We start from the raw sequence: 17,459 nt of genomic DNA on the forward strand, positions 1-17,459 counted from the left end.
GCTTAACTTAAACTTTAAGTTCAAAAGTTTTCTTAATAAAACGCTTACTTGTTATGTTTTAATTTGTTTATCTTTTAATCAACAATTTGCTTCAAGATATTTTCTAAGTACTCTAATGATTGCTTCGCATATTCATGTGGGTTATATTTAAGAGGGTTTTGCTCCCCCTCAATTAACGCCCAACGGTCATAACCTTTTTCGATTAGGATTTTAAACACTGGTTCAAAGTCTAAACATCCTGCGCCTGGAACCGTAAATACCCCACTCCGTATACATTGTCGAATACTAAACATCTCTTCCCGGGCTTGCTTCAAGACATTTTCTCTTATATCTTTTAAATGTATATATTTTATTCGATCGTAATATTTACTAAGTAGCTCAACTGGATCGTTAGCTCCGTAATATCCATGGCCTGTATCATACAGTAATGAAACTAAGTTTGGATCACTCATTTCCATTAATCTATCAATTTCTTCTGGTTGCTCAACAACTGTGCCTGCATGGTGATGGTATACTAGGTCCATCCCGTTTTCTTTACAAATTTCACCAGCTTTATTTAAACCTTCGACTAAGTATTTCCAACCATCGTCATCTAATCTTTCAACATATGTTTCATCTTGTTTTCTACGCGGATCCTGATTTAGCATAGATCCACCAATTTCTGCTGTACTTACAACTTTACAATCAAAATATTTTAAAAATTCAACATGTTTTCGGTATGATTCTAGTTCCGCTTCATGCCTTGTTGGATCTGAAAAGAAAACAGATTTCCATTGTGTAGTCAGTTGTAAATTGTATTTTTTTAACGCATTTTCCAAATCGACTGGATCTTTCGGAAATTTTCTACTAACCTCTGTTCCTGTAAAACCTAATGACGAAATTTCACTCATTACTTGTTCATACGTATAAAAATCACCATGTTCTAAAACATCTTCTCCAACCCAATTGATTGGGTGAATCCCCAATTTAAACGGAAGATTTGCTATTGCCATACCGTTCCCTCCTGACTTGAAATAAGGGGTTTAGCTATAGATGTCCTATATCTAAACTATTTTTAATAACTCTTGACCTAAAACCTCTATTTGAGATTTTATTTCGTCAACCATTCATGGTCTTTATCATTTGTAAATCTCCATTTACGAATTGGTCCAGCCATTACATTTAAATAATATAGTTCATAACCTGGAGGAGCTGAACATGGGTGATGTCCTTTAGGGACTAATACAGAACAGCCATCATTAACGATAATAGTTTCACCGAGTTCACGATCATCTGTATAAACTCGTTGAACTGCAAATCCACCTTCTGCCGGGTTAATTTTATGATAATATGTTTCTTCTAAATACGTTTCATCAGGATAGTTATCTTGATCATGTTTATGTGGTGGGTAACTTGACCAGTTTCCAGCTGGCGTAAATACTTCGATTACGAATAAACTATCAGCCGGCTCCTCTTCAGGAATAACACCATGGATTTCTCTTTCCATACTACCTGAACCACGTTTAGCCACATGGACATCCTCTGGACGAACGAGTCTTGCTTCATACGTTCCTTTTCCTGGAGCTGTACAAACGGCAATCTCTAAATCTGTTAAAGCTTTAAGTTTTACTTCATCATCATTCGGAATATAAACGGTATATGCAGGTGTTTCATCAAATACGCTCATTCGCTCTCCAATATTATCCCAAGATTTTTCTGAAGTTTGAGCATTCGCCCGTCCTGATAAAAGAACGACAGCCATTTCACGATCACCTGTACTTTTTTCAAAGGTTTCGCCTGTTTTTAATTTGTACACTTCAAAACCTACATAATCCCAACCGGCTGACTCAGGCGTAATCCGTATTACATTACCATCTTGATCTCTAGTTTGTTTTGGTTTTACTAAAAGTTTAGACAAAACGTATTCCTCCAATTATATTATTAATATTTTCTTGCTTCTGCTTTCTTAGTCTCCATTTCTTTATGTGCTTTTTCTACTTTTTCACTTGTTGATACTTCCGCTACTCCTAAATGCCACCATGATTCATATCCATCAGTACATGTACCTGGCAATACTTTAATATCAATTAAAGTAGATACGGTTTCGTTTTTTGCCTTTTCTAATGCTTCTTGTAATTCATCTAAAGTTCGGGCAGTATATCCTTTAGCTCCTAAACTTCTAGCATTTGCGGCAAAGTCAATATTTAAATACTCTCCTGATAATCGATTATCTTCGGTTGAACGATAACGGAATTCATTACCAAACCCATCACTACCTTGACCAACTTGAAGATTATGGATACATTGGAACCCGTTGTTATCAAGAAGTAATACTGTTATTTTTTTGTTTTCTTGAATACTAGTAACAAGTTCTGTATGGAGCATTAAATAACTTCCATCCCCAACGAGTGCATAAACTTCTTGATCTTCATCAGCAGCCATTTTTATTCCAAGTGCACCTGCTAATTCATAACCCATACATGAAAAGCCATATTCCATATGGTATGTTTTTGGTTCAGTATTTCTCCATAAACGGTGTAAATCACCAGGCATACTACCTGCCGCACAAGTAATGATATCTCTTTCATCAATGAAATTATTAATTTCACCGAGAACTCGAGTTTGAGATAATCCGCCTTCAACTGTTTGTGAATAATATTGATCTACTATTCCTGTCCACTCATCTTTTAATGTTTTTAATCTATCAAGATTATGAGCACTTTGATAATGTCTTTCTTTTAATTTTTCCGATAACTTTTGGATTGCTGTTTTTGCATCAGCTACAAGCATGTGAGACTCCATTTTCATTGCATCAAATCCGCTTACATTAATACTTAAAAATTCTACTTCCGGGTTGGCAAAAGCTACTTTTGAAGAAGTTGAAAAATCTGTTAGTCTTGAACCAACTGCGATAATAAGATCAGCTTCTTTTGCTAAAGTGTTTGAAGCTAAAGAACCAGTCGCTCCAATACTTCCCATATTAAATTCATGCTTCCAAGATAAGGCACTTTTTCCTGCTTGGGTTTCTCCAACTGGGATATTGAAATCTGCTGCAAAATTTGCAAGCTCTGTTGTTGCCATAGAATAATGAACCCCACCACCAGCGATTATTACTGGATTTTTCTTTTTCGAAATAAGTTCAACTGCACGGTCAAATGAATCTTCAGATGCAATTTTTCTTTCAATATAATGAATACGTTTTTTGAAAAAATCTACTGGATAATCATATGCCTCCGCTTGAACATCTTGCGGTAATGCGAGTGTTACAGCGCCAGTATCAACCGGATCAGTTAATACGCGCATTGCATTTAATGCTGCTGTCATTAGTTGCTCAGGACGTGTAATTCTGTCCCAATATTTACTTACAGGTTTAAATGCATCATTTGCTGAAATTGTATAGTCTCTCGGATCTTCTACTTGTTGTAACACTGGGTCAGGTTGACGTGTTGCAAAAATATCTCCTGGTAATAGAAGCACTGGAATTCTATTAACTGTTGCAGTTGCTGCCGCTGTAACCATGTTTAACGCACCCGGACCAATAGATGTTGTACATGCAAAAATTTCTAGTCGGTTTTTTTGTTTGGAATAAGCTGTCGCACTATGAACCATTCCTTGTTCATTTTTCCCTTGTAAATAAGTTAGATCACCTGTATGATTTTCTAAAGCCTCCCCCATACCTGTCACATTGCCGTGACCAAAAATTCCGAAAACACCTTTTATAAACTTTCTTTCATCTCCATCAAAATGAATGTATTGATTATCTAGAAATTGTAATAACGCTTGAGACATTGTTAATCGAACTGTTTTCATTAATTTCAACTCCTAATGTTATATATAAATTCTTTCTTTTAATTGAAATGACTTTTTTGCTGCTTCCGAAATTTGTAAAGCTATCTTCCCATCTGTTTCATTTACAATTGGTTTTCTGTTATGTTGAACACATTCTACAAAATGCTCTAACTCTTTTATGAAAGCAGTTTCAAATTTTGTCCGAAAATCAGGAATATTATCATAATAGGTTTTATTTTTAGTTAGTATTATATTATTATGGTACTGAATAGAACTAATTTGAATCATTCCTTCTGTTCCAACAACTTCTCCACGAATATCATATCCAAAAGATGAATTTCTACTTCCTTCTATGTCCGCAGAAGCTCCATTTTCAAATTGAAGATATGACAGTGATTGATCAACGTCTCCATATTTAAGCATGAACGGATGTTTATGAATTTCACCGAAAGTTTGAATGGATTTCACTTCACTATCTAGTAAAAATCTAGCAATATCATATTCATGTATACATAAATCTATAAATATTCCTCCACTAGTTTTTATATATGATTCTGGGGGAGACCCTGGATCTCTACTTAGCCCTTTGAAATAAACAGGTCTACCAATATCTCCATTTTCTATTCTTCTCTTTGCCTCTTGATAAGAAGGATCGAATCTTCTCATAAAACCAACTTGACAAATAACCTTATTTTGCTGAACCTCCTGGATAACTTCATCCGCTTCTTTTACTGTCTCAGTTATTGGTTTATCAACAAAAATATGTTTTTTGTGTTTTGCAGCTTGTTTAATTAGATCTACGTGTGTTTTTGTCGGTGTCACAATAACTACAGCATCAACCCCATCGTCTTCCAAAACATCTAGTACATCATTTGTCCAGTTTTCAACCCCTAACTCCTTTGCAGCCTTCTCAGCACTTTCCATTCTAGAAGTAACTATTGTTTTTAAATTAGCTCCAGGGATATGTTCAACTAGATTTTTAGCATGAACATAACCTAATCTTCCAGTTCCTAGGACTGCACAATTTATAGTATTAGACAATTTTCTCATCCTCAGTTAAATAATTAGGTATAGCGCTTAACTATTTGATTAAAAATTAAATGACATATTTATATTTTGGTAAACCGTTTGTCATCGGAACAATCATTTCTCCTTGAATTAACGGTTTAACATAACTTATAAAATCATCTGTCATCCTATTCTTAACTTCATCATACCATTTTAAAGGAACAAACTTTTCCTTACTTGCAACCTCTTCTAACTGTTTCTCCTTATAAACAACTATATAGTTATTATCTGAATCCTTTTCTCGCTCCATTCCAATCATTACACCTGAATATTCTTTCATTGCATAATCCCACGCAGCTTTCCCTATCTCATACGCTTCTTCCACGTCTGTTTTTGATGATAATAAAATGCTACTTCGTTGCCATATGCTAGGAGTTATCGATCGTGTTTGGATGCCTGTTTCGGCTTCAATAACTTGATTTAAATAATTTGATACACCACCAAGTTTGGGACGATTTAAAGAATCATATTCTATTTCATTTTCATTGATTATTTGACCATTCTCGTTTTTAATCCCTTCAGAAATGATTAAAAAAGTATCCATTTTATTTCTGTATGATTCATTAATTTGATTAATACATTTCTCTAGATAAAACGATGATTCCGGAATATAAATAAATGTTTGGCTTTCATCATGTTGAAAGGTAGCTAACGAACAAGCAGCGGCTAACCATCCAGTGTGCCTACCCATCGCTTCTATTATGGTTACTCTTCTGCCTCCCTTATAACTGGCAACATCCATTTTCACATCTAACAAAGATGTTGCTAGAAATTTTGCTGCACTTCCGTAACCAGGTGAATGATCTGTCCCCAATAAATCATTATCGATAGATTTTGGAATACCAATTACAATTAAAGAATACCCCATTTTTATTGCAATATTATTAATAATATTCGCTACATACATGGAACCGTTTCCGCCAATATAGAAAAAATAGTGGATGGAATGCTTTTTAAAACTGTTTATTATATTTTCAACTTCATCAAATGTTATTTTATGACGACAAGTGCCAAGGGCTGCACCTGGCGTCCATCTTAATCGAAACTTGTCATCATCTTTTAAGGAAGTTAAATTAATGTATCTTTCTTCAAGTAAACCTTGAATCCCACCAATAGCGCCATAAACTTCTCCTTTGAATCTTGAATATTCAATACTGTCTATAAGTCCTGCTAACGAGTTATTAATAACAGCTGTTGGTCCTCCTGATTGAACAACTATACAGTTACTTTTTACCAGGTAAAACACCTCCTTTTATAGTTAAGCGCTTTATCTTTTTCAGTCTTAAAACGTATTATATTATAAGTTTTCAGAAGAATCAAGAATTTTTTTTAATTTTCATTTTTTACCTTTTATTTTTATTGCTTCAGTAGACTTTCTTTTGACTAAAGAAGGAAGAAGTGTTATTCGACTCTTATCCGTTTTTTCTCCTTTTATAACTGATATCATCAGATCCATCACTTCTTTTCCCATACTTTCAATTGGTTGAGCTATTGTAGTTAAAGGTGGTTCAATAATAGTTGCAATAGCAGTGTTATCAAATCCAATAATGGATAAATCTTCAGGAACTTTGAATCCTAGTTCTTTCGCCATTTGAATAACTCCAGCTGCTAGTAAATCGTTACAGGCGAATATGGCAGAAGGGCATTCTTCACTAGTTAGATATTTCTGTGTTAATTTTTTTCCAGCCTGGACGTGATCTAATCCTTTTATATATTCAAAATTAGAATTTATCTCTAACCCCTTCTCCTTTAATGCATGTTTAAAACCTCTTAATCTTTCACGATTACTCCATAAATCACGGGCAATAACTCCTATATTTTGATGACCTAGTTTTATTAAATGGTCAGCTGCTAAATATCCACCCATAAAATCATCAAGTGCAACGGCGTTTACGGAAAACATTGGGAAATCTCGGGCTACTATCACCACTGGAATATCTTCTTTCATTAATCCTTGAACTTTATCAAGGTTCTCAAAACCGGATGCCAAAATAAATCCATCTACACTTTTTTGTTTAAGTAAAGATAAATATTGATCTTCTTTAACACTATCATAATTCGTATTACTAATAACTAAATTATAACCTTTTTCATGACCTCGATTTTCTATACTTCTTGCTAATTCTGAGAAAAAAGGGTTGGCTATATCTGGAATTAATAACCCGACAGTTTTTGTTTGTTTACCCATTAATGCTGAAGCAAAAATATTAGGATGATAGTTTAATTGTTTCATCACTGTTTTAACTTTTTTTCTCGTTTTATCACTGATCCGCCCTTTATTATTAATTACTTTTGAGACAGTTGCAATAGACACATTAGCTTCCTTTGCTACATCATATATTGTTACTTTCATTTTAATCTCCCCATCATGTTACAGTTCAAATTTTGTTTAATGATAACTATAAATTTACTGATTTAGAACTATTATGTAATGATTGGTAAGATTTTTCAATATAATTAATTATTTCAAGAGAATCTTTAGCTTTATACGCTGGATTCTGATTATTTAGAATACATTTCTGGAAATGTTCGATTTGCTTTAAATATTGGTCATCCGTAAATGATTTATTCTCGATTACATGACCTTCAAGATTAGTAACTTTCACCTTTCCAGCACCATCTTTCGAAACATCAGGTCTAAACGCAGATTCAACTAATATAGCCCCTTTTTCACCAAAAATTTCGTAACGATCTAAAAAAGAACCTTCAAATGAAGAGCTAACCTCTGCAGATCGATTATTCTCATCCGTAAAAAAACAAACTGAGGTTGTATCCACATTATGTTTGTTATCTACTTTACCAACCATTGATACCTGTGTTGGCTTCATACCAATAATTTGAGTCAGAGCGTGAACTCCATAACAACCAACATCCCATAAAGCCCCACCACCTAGTTCACGATTTAACCTGATGTCATTTTCGTTATCAAGATGGAAAGAAAAATGAGTTTTAACATATTGATAATCGCCAATTACTCCCAATGCCATTAATTCTTTTACATATTCATGCTGTGAGTGAAACTGATACATAAAAGCTTCCATAAAAACTACATTATTTCGCTTAGTGGCTTCATAGATTTCCTCCATGTCTTTTTTGGAAATCGTTGCGGGCTTTTCCACTAATACATGCTTATTTGCGTCAATCGCTTTAATCGCCCATTTTTTATGAAGTGCATTTGGCAATGGAATATATACTGCATCTATTTGATCGTCTAAAAGCAGCTCTTCATATGTATCATATATTTTAGAAACATTAAAGCGCTTAGCTTTTTCCTTGTTACGAGAAGCAACAGCAATTACGTTCCCAACACTCGATCTACGTATTGCAGGTACAACTTCATCATAAGCAATATTAGCTGCACCCAATACCCCCCAATTTAACCTATTCATATTATCCCTCATTCTTTCTTAAGTTAAGTAAAGTAAAGCGCTTTCCTTAAACGTATTATAATTGAATATAATTTAATCCGCAACCCTTTTTTAAATTTTCTTATAAAAGATTATTACAAAAGTTTACTATTTTGCCTAAACCTATTAATCATTATCATTATCTTTACTTAAATTATAACCTTATTAATTAGGTTATAAATCCACCTTAAAAAGACCGACTTTAGTTTTCAAATTTTAGGTTTCCACCGACTTATGTCTACTAAAAATCGGTCAAATAATAGCTTTAGTTTATTTGATTTATAAAAATGAAGATGTGCTGTTTTCGGAAATTATGTGCCGATCTGAAGCGAGATGTGCCGTTTTCGGAAATTATGTGCCGATCCGAAGCGAGATGTGCCATTTTTGGAAATTATGTGCCGATCTGAAGGAAGATGTGCCGTTTTCGGAAATTATGTGCCGATCTGAAGCGAGATGTGCCGTTTTCGAAAATCATGTGCCAATCTGAAGGAAGATGTGCCGTTTTCGGAAATTATGTGCCAATCTGAAGGAAAATGTGCCGTTTTCGGAAATTATGTGCCGATCCGAAGGAAGATGTGCCGTTTTCGGAAATTATGTGCCGATCTGAAGGAAGATGTGCCGTTTTCGGAAATTATGTGCCGATCTGAAGCGAGATGTGCCATTTTTGGAAATTATGTGCCGATCTGAAGGAAGATGTGCCATTTTTGGAAATAATGTGCCGATCTGAAGGAAGATGTAACCATTCTAAAAGAATTATAGTAAAAATACTATATACTGGTTCACTCCCAAAAAGGTCATTCATTTATTTTTTATACTATATATGGTATTGAAACAGTAAAATAGTTACTATATATTGTGTTTTTGAATTCCCCTTTTTAGAAAACTTCCTTTTTGTGGACTAACCATATACTAAAGTAAATACTTTTTGTTTTCATTCTTGCAAAAAACCTTTTGACTGAATAAATTCTTTCATATGAGCTCGTCTTTTGTTCGGCCAGAAATCTGCCATTGTCTCCGTCCAGGTCATATCCTTTTTATTTCTAGTTCTGCGTTTATAGTATTCATTAAAAACCTTATCATATGCAATGAGCTGTTCATTTTGCTCTGTCTCATCATATTGATCAATATGAATGATAGACTCTACCGGCATTCTTGGTTTAACCTCATTTTCTTGATCGGGAACACCGACGGTCATTCCAAAAAGAGGTATGACATAATCTGGTAACTTGAATAATTCACTAATCTCTTTCGGATTATTTCGGACTCCTCCAATATAACAAATGCCATAGCCTTCTGATTCAGCGGCAACTACAAAGTTTTGCGCTAAAAGTGCGGTATCAATTACAGCAACCAAAAAGTCTTCCACTGTATCCCCAATAATATCTTTATCGTGTAATTGAACTGCTTTTTGTCCCCGCTTTAAATCAGCACAGAACAACAACGATAATGCCGCAGTTTCAAATTGGCGTTCATTCTTGGAAAGCTTACCCAATGCTTCAACTTTTGCAGGATCCTTTACTTGAATAACAGAGTAAGCTTGGACAAAATGAGAACTCGCTGCATGTTGAGCAGCATGTAATAACTCTTTAAATTTTTCATCAGAGATTGGTATATTCTTGTATTTTCTAATTGATATGTGAGATTTCAGTAGGTCAAGCATATGTATCAATCCTTTACTAAAAATTCTTTCATTCCACCATATATCATAGCATATCTAAAAATGTTATTTAAAAACAGATCAGATTTAAATGAGGCGATCAAACAAAAAGAACAACGGAAAATGCATAGTTGACTTCGAAGATACCGACTAGGTTCGCCTACATATAGCCATTCGTTAAGATTTCAAGTCGTTCAATAATATACAGAGTTATGTCGCACGAAAAAGAACAATACGATTTTTCAAAAGCAGTAAAAAGGAGAATCCGAACTAATACAAATTTGAAGATTGTATAGTTTAGATTCTCCTATGCCTAATTTCCTTTATTAAAATTAATTGGTTTTGTTCAACTGCTCTTCCGACGACGTCTGCGTCGCTCTGGCATATCACTCATTTTATTTACAGACACTACTTCTTCAACTTTTTTCTCTGGTCGATCCCAGTACAGTTCATTTCCTGGTAAGTCATCGAACCAAGCTGCATCTTTTGGACAATCTAAGACCATAAATTTACCGTAGTTTCCATCGCGTGACTGGTGGAATTTTAAATATGCCTTTCCATCTTCAATCGCCAATATTTCTACTTTACCCGCTGTATGGCTCATTGACAGTCGAACTCTTTTTCCGAGTCCAGACGTTTTTGCTTTAGCGCCTTCAACAATATTATAAGCTTCTTCTAACGTTAATACAAAATCTTCATTTCCTCTGACTGGACGATTGATAAAGAAATAATAAGGGGTAACTCCAGCCCATGATAGTTTGTCCATTAATTCTCCCAATACATCCGGATCATCGTTAATTCCTTTTAATACCGGAGTTTGGTTAACGACAATTGCTCCAGCATCATGTAATGCTTGGAATCCTTTATATGCTTCTTCTGTTATTTCACGCGGGTGATTCACATGTGCCATTATATATATACGTTTATCTTTTGTAGAGTGTTTGCGGATGACATCGAGCAATTCTTGGTCTTCATAAATGCGCATTGGGTTAAAAACAGGTAATTTGGAGCCAACGCGGATAATCTTAACATGATCGATTTCACGGAGACGTGTGAAAATCATATCTAATCTTCTTGCAGCTAAAATGAGAGGGTCTCCACCAGTGAGTAAAACATTATTGATTTCTGGGTGTTCACTAATGTACTTAATTCCCGGATCCACATCGATCATTGCTTCTTTAACATCATTTCTAAAAAGGCGTTTTCTAAAACAATATCTGCAATATGCCCCACATACTTCAGAACAAACTAACAGAGCAGTAGTCGTATACTTATGTTGGCAACCAGGAACAACATAGTTTGTATCTTCATCAGAAGCATCCCAGCGACCGTAATCTGCTAATTCATTTGTATTTGGGATAACTAGCTTCTTAATTGGATCATTTGGATCTTCCCAATCAATTAAACCTAAATAATAATCATTTACCCGAAAGACAAACTTGTCTGTAATCGCTTTTAATTTTTCACGCTCTGATTCAGGTATTTGTGTAATTTGATCAATGTCCGTAATATACCTTGGTAGTGCCATGAATCAATCTCCTCCATCGATTAATTTTGTTAGCGACAATTTGTCGCAAATATATCTGATCTTTGACAAAAGATTGGTAGATATCTTTTAATCTATAAATCTTTAAGATCAAGTAAAGAAACAAAATATTACAAGTCCTTATTATGAACATAACATATAATGACAGATTGTTCAAACGAGCTTTTGATTTTTTACATATTCGACATAACTTTGTCAAAAATACTCAACCAAAAGGGTATAAGACATTTAAGTGTGTATTCTACATTTTTAATAATTCATGTTATTTCGATTATAAATAATGTTTTCAGATCCCATACATTGAAGTACATCCTGCTATTGCTATATGAATTAGTGACATCCCCCCTTACGATTTTAGCGTAACTGATCGCTTATTATGACAATACATTTTTACTAGTGGGGAATGTGCACTATTAAGATGCGGCTTTTTATAAAAATTGGTCTATCCTAGCCTCCCTGAACACTCCTTATTCCACTTCTGCTACTTCTATCCATTCTTTCCCATCTAAATGTCTCGTCACTACCATACTCGCCACGGTATCACCAGTTGAGTTTACCATCGTAGCGGGCGGATCCACAACAACACCAATAGCTGAAATAATCGGTAATGCTTGAATCGGTAGTCCATATAAAGTTACAATCATCATTTCGCCAATAAAACCGCCACCGGGAATTCCACTCATTACAATACCGGATAATAAACAAATTCCAATTGCTGTAATGAATGTGCCAATCCCTGAAAAGTCCATATTAAATACTCCAAATACAAAAGCAATTTTTAACATGGCAGATAAACAAGACCCGTCCATATGAATAGTTGCACCAAGTGGTAAAACTGTCTCTCGAATATCCTTTGGCACACCGATTCGCTTCGCTGCCTGTAAATTCACTGGCAACGTTGCTACACTACTTCCAGTTCCTAGTGCTGTTGCCGCAGGAGCAAGTATATTTTTCCAAAAACGGATGATTCCTTCTTTTCCACCAGCAATAAAAGCATATAATGTAAATCCAATAAAGAAATACAAGATGGAAACAGGATAATAAATAATAATTGCTTTTGCATAATCGCCAATCAACGCAGTTCCAAATTCACCGATTAGGGAGGCAAAATAAGCACCTAATCCGATTGGAGCATAATACATGATAATTTGTACCACTTTCATAAAGACTTCGGAACCACCGGATAAAAATTTAGCAAATGGCCTTCCCTGCTCCCCCACTAATCCGGTCGATACACCAACAAGAACGGAGAAAATTATTAAAGCAAGCATATTTGACCTCGAAAATAAATCGACAAACTCTGGTACTGTAAATGTATTTACGAGCTGTTCTGATAATGTAACACTTTCTACATCGTCCGGAGTTTCTAAAGGAATATCAACGCCTCCACCTGGAGAAAAGATAAGTATTGCCAGTAACATAAATACGGATGCGATAATACCTGTCAAAATAAAAACCGTCATCATCGAGCCCATTATTTTCCCTAGTCTTTTCATACTATCCATATTAGCAATTGCTGATGAAATAGAAAAAAAGACTAGAGGAATAACTACCATAAATAATAAATTAATAAAAATATCCCCAAAAGGTTTAATGACGTTAGCTTTTTCACCAAATACTAAACCAATAATAGAGCCTATAATAATAGATGTTAATAAAATAATAGGAAACCGGTAAGCTTGAAATTTATCTTTCATATTCACTACTCCTCGCAATAATTTCGTATTTTTTTAAAAACTTTCGTTAATCGTCCCTTCATAAACAATAACCGCATTGCCGGTTAGTGAAATATGTTCAATCCTATCTTGATCGATAGTAAAATCAATCATCAGATCACCTCCCCTTGTTCGGACTTGGACAGGTGATTTAGTTTTATGTACAACTGAAGAAATAATTGCCGAGGCAGTTGCCCCTGATCCACACGCCATCGTTTCCTCCTCCACCCCTCTTTCATATGTCCTCACACTAATTTGATGTTTGTTATCAATTTGAACAACATTTACATTTGTCCCTTTCGGAAAGTTTTTATGGTTTCTTATCCGACTTGCCCACGAAGTAAAATTTTCATCACTTATCTGGAATATTTTTTCTTCATGAACAATTGTATGAGGAACACCGACAGAACCGAAATGATAAAATACCTCTTCTCTGTCCAGTAACAATGTTTGATTAAACAAAAAATCTTTAATATCAATTGGGGGAAAAAAGATTTTTACATCTCCATCCTCCAAAATTTTCGCTTTATACTTACCATCTAACGTATCAAACAACATATTTTTCTGAGCGATCCCGTTTACATATGCAAACCGAGCAATACAACGAGCGCCATTTCCACACATCTCTCCTTCTGATCCATCGGCATTAAAATAACGTAAGGTAAAATCAGCTGTTTTGGATTTTTCCACGAACATGACCCCATTTGCACCAATGTTAAATTTCCTTTCACATATCCTTTTAATAAATTGGGGTAGGTTGTTATTTTTCAAAATAGTCTTGCGGTTGTCAAATATAATAAAATCATTCCCACAACCGTGCATCTTTGTAAAATTTAGTTTCACATTGACCTCCTAAAAATGTTTATTTATTTTATTGTACATCCCTAAGACCACCAAAACAATTATATTTTAGGAAGATTAATACTATTTTCATTGATTATAAGAAAGCTACATACTTGCATCAATACCTTTCCTTTTGCATAAGCTGTATAAACCTCGATTGGGTGGAGGGATTAAAAAATGGATATTTTAAATAAGCTAAAAAGTCACCGTGAAGAAGAAGAGAGGTTAAAATGGGAAGGTACTTTTGCTGAATATTTAGATATTGTTAAACAGCAGCCCGAGGTTGCACAAACTGCACACTCACGAGTTTACAATATGATTAAAAGTGCCGGAATCACTGAAAAAGATGGTGTGAAATCATACAATTTTTTTGGCGAAGAAATTTTTGGACTTGAAGATGCTATGGAAAAACTAGTAGAAGAATATTTGCATCCAGCGGCCAAAAGACTTGATGTAAAAAAACGAATTCTTTTACTGATGGGACCGGTAAGTGGTGGGAAGTCAACCATTGTAACACTATTAAAACGAGGCCTTGAAAACTATACACGAACGGACGAAGGTGCTGTTTATGCAATTAAAGGTTGCCCGATGCATGAAGACCCGCTTCATCTCATTCCAAATCATTTGCGGGATGATTTTTATGAAGAATATGGTATTAAAATTGAAGGAAGTTTATCCCCTTTAAATACGATGCGCTTAGAAACAGAGTATAATGGACGAATTGAAGATGTCATGGTTGAAAGGATTTTCTTTTCAGAAGACAAACGAGTTGGCATTGGAACGTTCAGTCCATCAGATCCGAAATCTCAAGATATTGCCGATTTAACTGGAAGTATCGATTTTTCTACAATAGCGGAATATGGTTCAGAATCAGACCCTAGAGCATATCGTTTTGACGGAGAATTAAATAAAGCAAATCGAGGAATGATGGAATTTCAAGAAATGTTAAAATGTGACGAAAAATTTTTATGGCATTTATTATCTTTAACCCAAGAAGGAAACTTTAAAGCAGGTAGATTTGCGCTCATTTCAGCAGATGAACTTATCGTTGCACATACGAACGAAGCAGAATATCGAACATTTATTTCCAATAAAAAAAATGAAGCTCTTCACTCTAGAATAATTGTGATGCCGATTCCTTATAACTTAAAAGTTAGTGATGAAGAACGCATTTACAAAAAAATGATTCGACAAAGTGACATGAAAGATATTCATATTGCCCCACATGCATTAAAAGTAGCAGCTATTTTTTCGGTGTTAACTAGACTGAAAAAACCTAAAAAACAAGGAATTGACTTAATTAAAAAAATGCGTTTATATGACGGCGAAAATATTGAAGATGGGAATAAAATCAATGTAGACGAATTGAAAAATGAATTTCCAGATGAAGGGCTCACCGGTATTGACCCTCGTTATGTTATTAATCGGATTTCTTCAGCTATCATCAGAAAAGAAGTAAAATCAATAAATGCTCTTGATGTTTTACGTTCTTTAAAAGAAGGATTGGATCAGCACCCTTCTATTACGCAGGAGGATAAGGAAGAATATTTAAATTACATTGCTGTAGCCAGAAAGGAATACGATGAAATTGCCAAGAAGGAAGTACAAAAAGCATTCGTCTACTCCTACGAAGAATCGGCAAAAACATTGATGGACAATTATCTCGATAATGTTGAAGCATACTGTAACAACAATAAATTGAAGGACCCTTTAACCGGAGAAGAAATGAGTCCAAATGAAAAATTAATGCGTTCCATTGAAGAACAAATTGGGATTTCAGAAAATGCTAAAAAAGCTTTCCGTGAAGAAATTTTAATTCGAATTTCTGTCTTTGCTAGAAAAGGTAAAAAGTTTGATTATAATTCCCATCAACGATTAAAAGAAGCGATTCAGAAAAAATTATTTGCTGATCTAAAAGATGTCGTTAAAATAACGACAACATCTAAAACTCCTGATGAGTCACAGCTAAAGAAAATTAATGAAGTAATTGCAAGACTAATAGATGAACATGGGTACAACTCCGTCTCGGCCAATGAACTATTGCAGTATGTTGGAAGTTTATTAAATCGGTAACATGACAGAAAAACAAGGCTGATTCGTAACGAAGTCTTGTTTTTCTTTTTACTTTCGTAGATAGATGTTTATTGACAATAAATTCATTCCCAATGCATAGAATATAACAACTTATTAATAGTAGGAGGGAGAAAAAAATGGATGAAAAAGATAATTTTGTCATCTCCCAAGAAAACTGGTCCCTCCACCGTAAAGGGTATCAAGACCAGCAACGTCACATGGATAAAGTAAAAGATGCGATTAAAAATAACTTACCAGATTTGATTAGTGAAGAAAGCATTGTTACATCAGACGGTCGAGATATCATTAAAATACCAATCCGTTCTTTAGATGAGTATAAAATACGATATAATCATGAAAAATCTAAACACGTTGGTCAAGGAGATGGAGACAGCAATATTGGAGACGTTGTAGCTCAAGACCCAGATCAAGCTTCTGGCCAAGGAAGTGGACCAGGTAAAGGTAAAAATGCCGGAGATGAACCTGGCGTTGATTATTATGAAGCTGAGGTTTCTATTGCGGAAATTGAAGGTATTCTTTTCAATGAATTGGAATTACCAAATTTAAAAGAAAAAGAATCAAATGAAATTAAAACAAGTAAAATTGAGTTTAATGATGTACGGAAAAAAGGACTAATGGGGAATATCGATAAAAAACGAACGATATTATCAGCATTAAAAAGAAACGCAACAGAAGGGAAAGCAACGATCGCACCAATTTCAAACGATGATTTACGTTTTAAAACATGGAATGAAGAAATTAAACATGAATCAAATGCCGTTGTACTTGCGATGATGGATACTAGTGGCTCTATGGGAAATTTCGAAAAACATATGTCTAGAAGTTTCTTCTTTTGGATGACTAGATTTCTTCGTACCAAATATGAATCTGTTGAAATTGCATTTATTGCCCATCATACAAAAGCAAAAGAAGTAACGGAGGAAGAGTTTTTCTATAAAGGCGAAAGCGGTGGAACAATTTGTTCTTCAGCTTATGAAAAAGCATTAGAGTTAATTGATGATCGATATAGTCCGAGTAGATATAACATTTACCCCTTTCATTTTTCAGATGGCGATAACTTAACATCAGATAATCCTAATTGTTTAACGCTTATTGAAGAAATAATGGAGGTCGCAAATATGTTCGGATATGGAGAGGTAAATGCTTATAGAAGATATTCTACTTTAATGAGTGCCTATCGTAGGATCGATAACCCAAAGTTCAGACATTATATTTTAAAGGAAAAACAGGATGTATACCATGCCTTAAAAAGTTTCTTTCGTAAAGAAGAAGTTACTGCTAATTGATATCATTCACATAAGATCGCTTTTTTTAAGTTGATAACAACTTAGGCTTTCGCCAGCTAATTTAGCGAGAGCCTT

At 34.5% G+C, this 17,459-nt stretch carries 15 protein-coding genes; 4 read left to right on the plus strand and 11 right to left on the minus strand.

The features are described from left to right. Window positions 1–74: 74 nt before the first annotated feature. The 7 genes from iolE to SPD89_RS11385 form a co-directional block, all read right to left on the minus strand. Window positions 75–986: a myo-inosose-2 dehydratase gene (gene iolE / locus SPD89_RS11355; protein ID WP_336262090.1), complete on the minus strand. Its 912-nt coding sequence runs from the start codon at window positions 984–986 to the stop codon at window positions 75–77. A gap of 104 nt (window positions 987–1,090) precedes the next feature. Next, window positions 1,091–1,897, minus strand: coding sequence for a 5-deoxy-glucuronate isomerase (gene iolB, locus SPD89_RS11360; protein ID WP_336262069.1), 807 nt, complete (start codon window positions 1,895–1,897; stop codon window positions 1,091–1,093). Between the two features lie 23 nt (window positions 1,898–1,920). Beyond that, the gene (gene iolD, locus SPD89_RS11365; RefSeq protein WP_336262070.1) at window positions 1,921–3,789 is read right to left on the minus strand and encodes a 3D-(3,5/4)-trihydroxycyclohexane-1,2-dione acylhydrolase (decyclizing); all 1,869 of its coding nucleotides are present in this window, start codon (window positions 3,787–3,789) and stop codon (window positions 1,921–1,923) included. A gap of 18 nt (window positions 3,790–3,807) precedes the next feature. Then, entirely contained in the window at window positions 3,808–4,809 is a 1,002-nt protein-coding gene (locus SPD89_RS11370; protein WP_336262071.1) for a Gfo/Idh/MocA family oxidoreductase, read from the minus strand. 55 nt (window positions 4,810–4,864) lie between these two features. After that, window positions 4,865–6,082, minus strand: a complete 1,218-nt coding sequence (locus SPD89_RS11375) for a diphosphate--fructose-6-phosphate 1-phosphotransferase (protein WP_336262072.1) — start codon at window positions 6,080–6,082, stop codon at window positions 4,865–4,867. A 90-nt stretch (window positions 6,083–6,172) separates the two neighbouring features. Continuing rightward, window positions 6,173–7,189, minus strand: coding sequence for a LacI family DNA-binding transcriptional regulator (locus SPD89_RS11380; RefSeq protein WP_336262073.1), 1,017 nt, complete (start codon window positions 7,187–7,189; stop codon window positions 6,173–6,175). A gap of 46 nt (window positions 7,190–7,235) precedes the next feature. Then, window positions 7,236–8,225: a Gfo/Idh/MocA family protein gene (locus SPD89_RS11385; protein WP_336262074.1), complete on the minus strand. Its 990-nt coding sequence runs from the start codon at window positions 8,223–8,225 to the stop codon at window positions 7,236–7,238. A 292-nt stretch (window positions 8,226–8,517) separates the two neighbouring features. On the opposite strand from SPD89_RS11385, the gene SPD89_RS11390 reads away from it, so the two are divergent. Both SPD89_RS11390 and SPD89_RS11395 read left to right on the plus strand, forming a co-directional pair. After that, a complete protein-coding gene (locus SPD89_RS11390; RefSeq protein ID WP_336262075.1) occupies window positions 8,518–8,730 on the plus strand; it encodes a hypothetical protein in 213 nt (70 codons plus the stop codon). 8 nt (window positions 8,731–8,738) lie between these two features. Next, entirely contained in the window at window positions 8,739–8,930 is a 192-nt protein-coding gene (locus SPD89_RS11395; RefSeq protein ID WP_336262076.1) for a hypothetical protein, read from the plus strand. Between the two features lie 244 nt (window positions 8,931–9,174). Here SPD89_RS11395 and nfsA read toward each other — a convergent pair whose 3' ends face one another. The 4 genes from nfsA to dapF form a co-directional block, all read right to left on the minus strand. Next, window positions 9,175–9,903 (minus strand): oxygen-insensitive NADPH nitroreductase, encoded by a 729-nt coding sequence (gene nfsA, locus SPD89_RS11400; protein ID WP_336262077.1) that lies wholly within the window; start codon window positions 9,901–9,903, stop codon window positions 9,175–9,177. Window positions 9,904–10,246: 343 nt separating this feature from the next. Next, on the minus strand, window positions 10,247–11,428 hold the full coding sequence (locus SPD89_RS11405; RefSeq protein ID WP_336262078.1) for a KamA family radical SAM protein: 1,182 nt from the start codon (window positions 11,426–11,428) through the stop codon (window positions 10,247–10,249). A 485-nt stretch (window positions 11,429–11,913) separates the two neighbouring features. Beyond that, window positions 11,914–13,143 (minus strand): dicarboxylate/amino acid:cation symporter, encoded by a 1,230-nt coding sequence (locus SPD89_RS11410; RefSeq protein ID WP_336262079.1) that lies wholly within the window; start codon window positions 13,141–13,143, stop codon window positions 11,914–11,916. 33 nt (window positions 13,144–13,176) lie between these two features. After that, on the minus strand, window positions 13,177–14,004 hold the full coding sequence (gene dapF / locus SPD89_RS11415; protein ID WP_336262080.1) for a diaminopimelate epimerase: 828 nt from the start codon (window positions 14,002–14,004) through the stop codon (window positions 13,177–13,179). A gap of 177 nt (window positions 14,005–14,181) precedes the next feature. On the opposite strand from dapF, the gene SPD89_RS11420 reads away from it, so the two are divergent. Both SPD89_RS11420 and yhbH read left to right on the plus strand, forming a co-directional pair. Beyond that, window positions 14,182–16,077: a PrkA family serine protein kinase gene (locus SPD89_RS11420; protein WP_336262081.1), complete on the plus strand. Its 1,896-nt coding sequence runs from the start codon at window positions 14,182–14,184 to the stop codon at window positions 16,075–16,077. A 137-nt stretch (window positions 16,078–16,214) separates the two neighbouring features. Beyond that, window positions 16,215–17,384: a sporulation protein YhbH gene (yhbH, locus tag SPD89_RS11425; RefSeq protein ID WP_336262082.1), complete on the plus strand. Its 1,170-nt coding sequence runs from the start codon at window positions 16,215–16,217 to the stop codon at window positions 17,382–17,384. The last annotated feature ends 75 nt before the right edge of the window (window positions 17,385–17,459 follow it).

It is taken from the genome of Pseudogracilibacillus sp. SO30301A (assembly GCF_037072025.1).
In the GTDB taxonomy this organism is placed as follows: Bacteria; Bacillota; Bacilli; order Bacillales; family Amphibacillaceae; genus Pseudogracilibacillus.

Excerpts from the sequence above, each read along its gene's own strand:
- iolD (WP_336262070.1), bottom strand. The coding sequence starts at position 3,789 with ATGAAAACAGTTCGATTAACAATGTCTCAAGCGTTATTACAATTTCTA.
- SPD89_RS11380 (WP_336262073.1), bottom strand. The coding sequence starts at position 7,189 with ATGAAAGTAACAATATATGATGTAGCAAAGGAAGCTAATGTGTCTATT.
- SPD89_RS11385 (WP_336262074.1), bottom strand. The coding sequence starts at position 8,225 with ATGAATAGGTTAAATTGGGGGGTATTGGGTGCAGCTAATATTGCTTAT.
- nfsA (WP_336262077.1), bottom strand. The coding sequence starts at position 9,903 with ATGCTTGACCTACTGAAATCTCACATATCAATTAGAAAATACAAGAAT.
- SPD89_RS11405 (WP_336262078.1), bottom strand. The coding sequence starts at position 11,428 with ATGGCACTACCAAGGTATATTACGGACATTGATCAAATTACACAAATA.
- SPD89_RS11410 (WP_336262079.1), bottom strand. The coding sequence starts at position 13,143 with ATGAAAGATAAATTTCAAGCTTACCGGTTTCCTATTATTTTATTAACA.
- SPD89_RS11420 (WP_336262081.1), top strand. The coding sequence starts at position 14,182 with ATGGATATTTTAAATAAGCTAAAAAGTCACCGTGAAGAAGAAGAGAGG.
- yhbH (WP_336262082.1), top strand. The coding sequence starts at position 16,215 with ATGGATGAAAAAGATAATTTTGTCATCTCCCAAGAAAACTGGTCCCTC.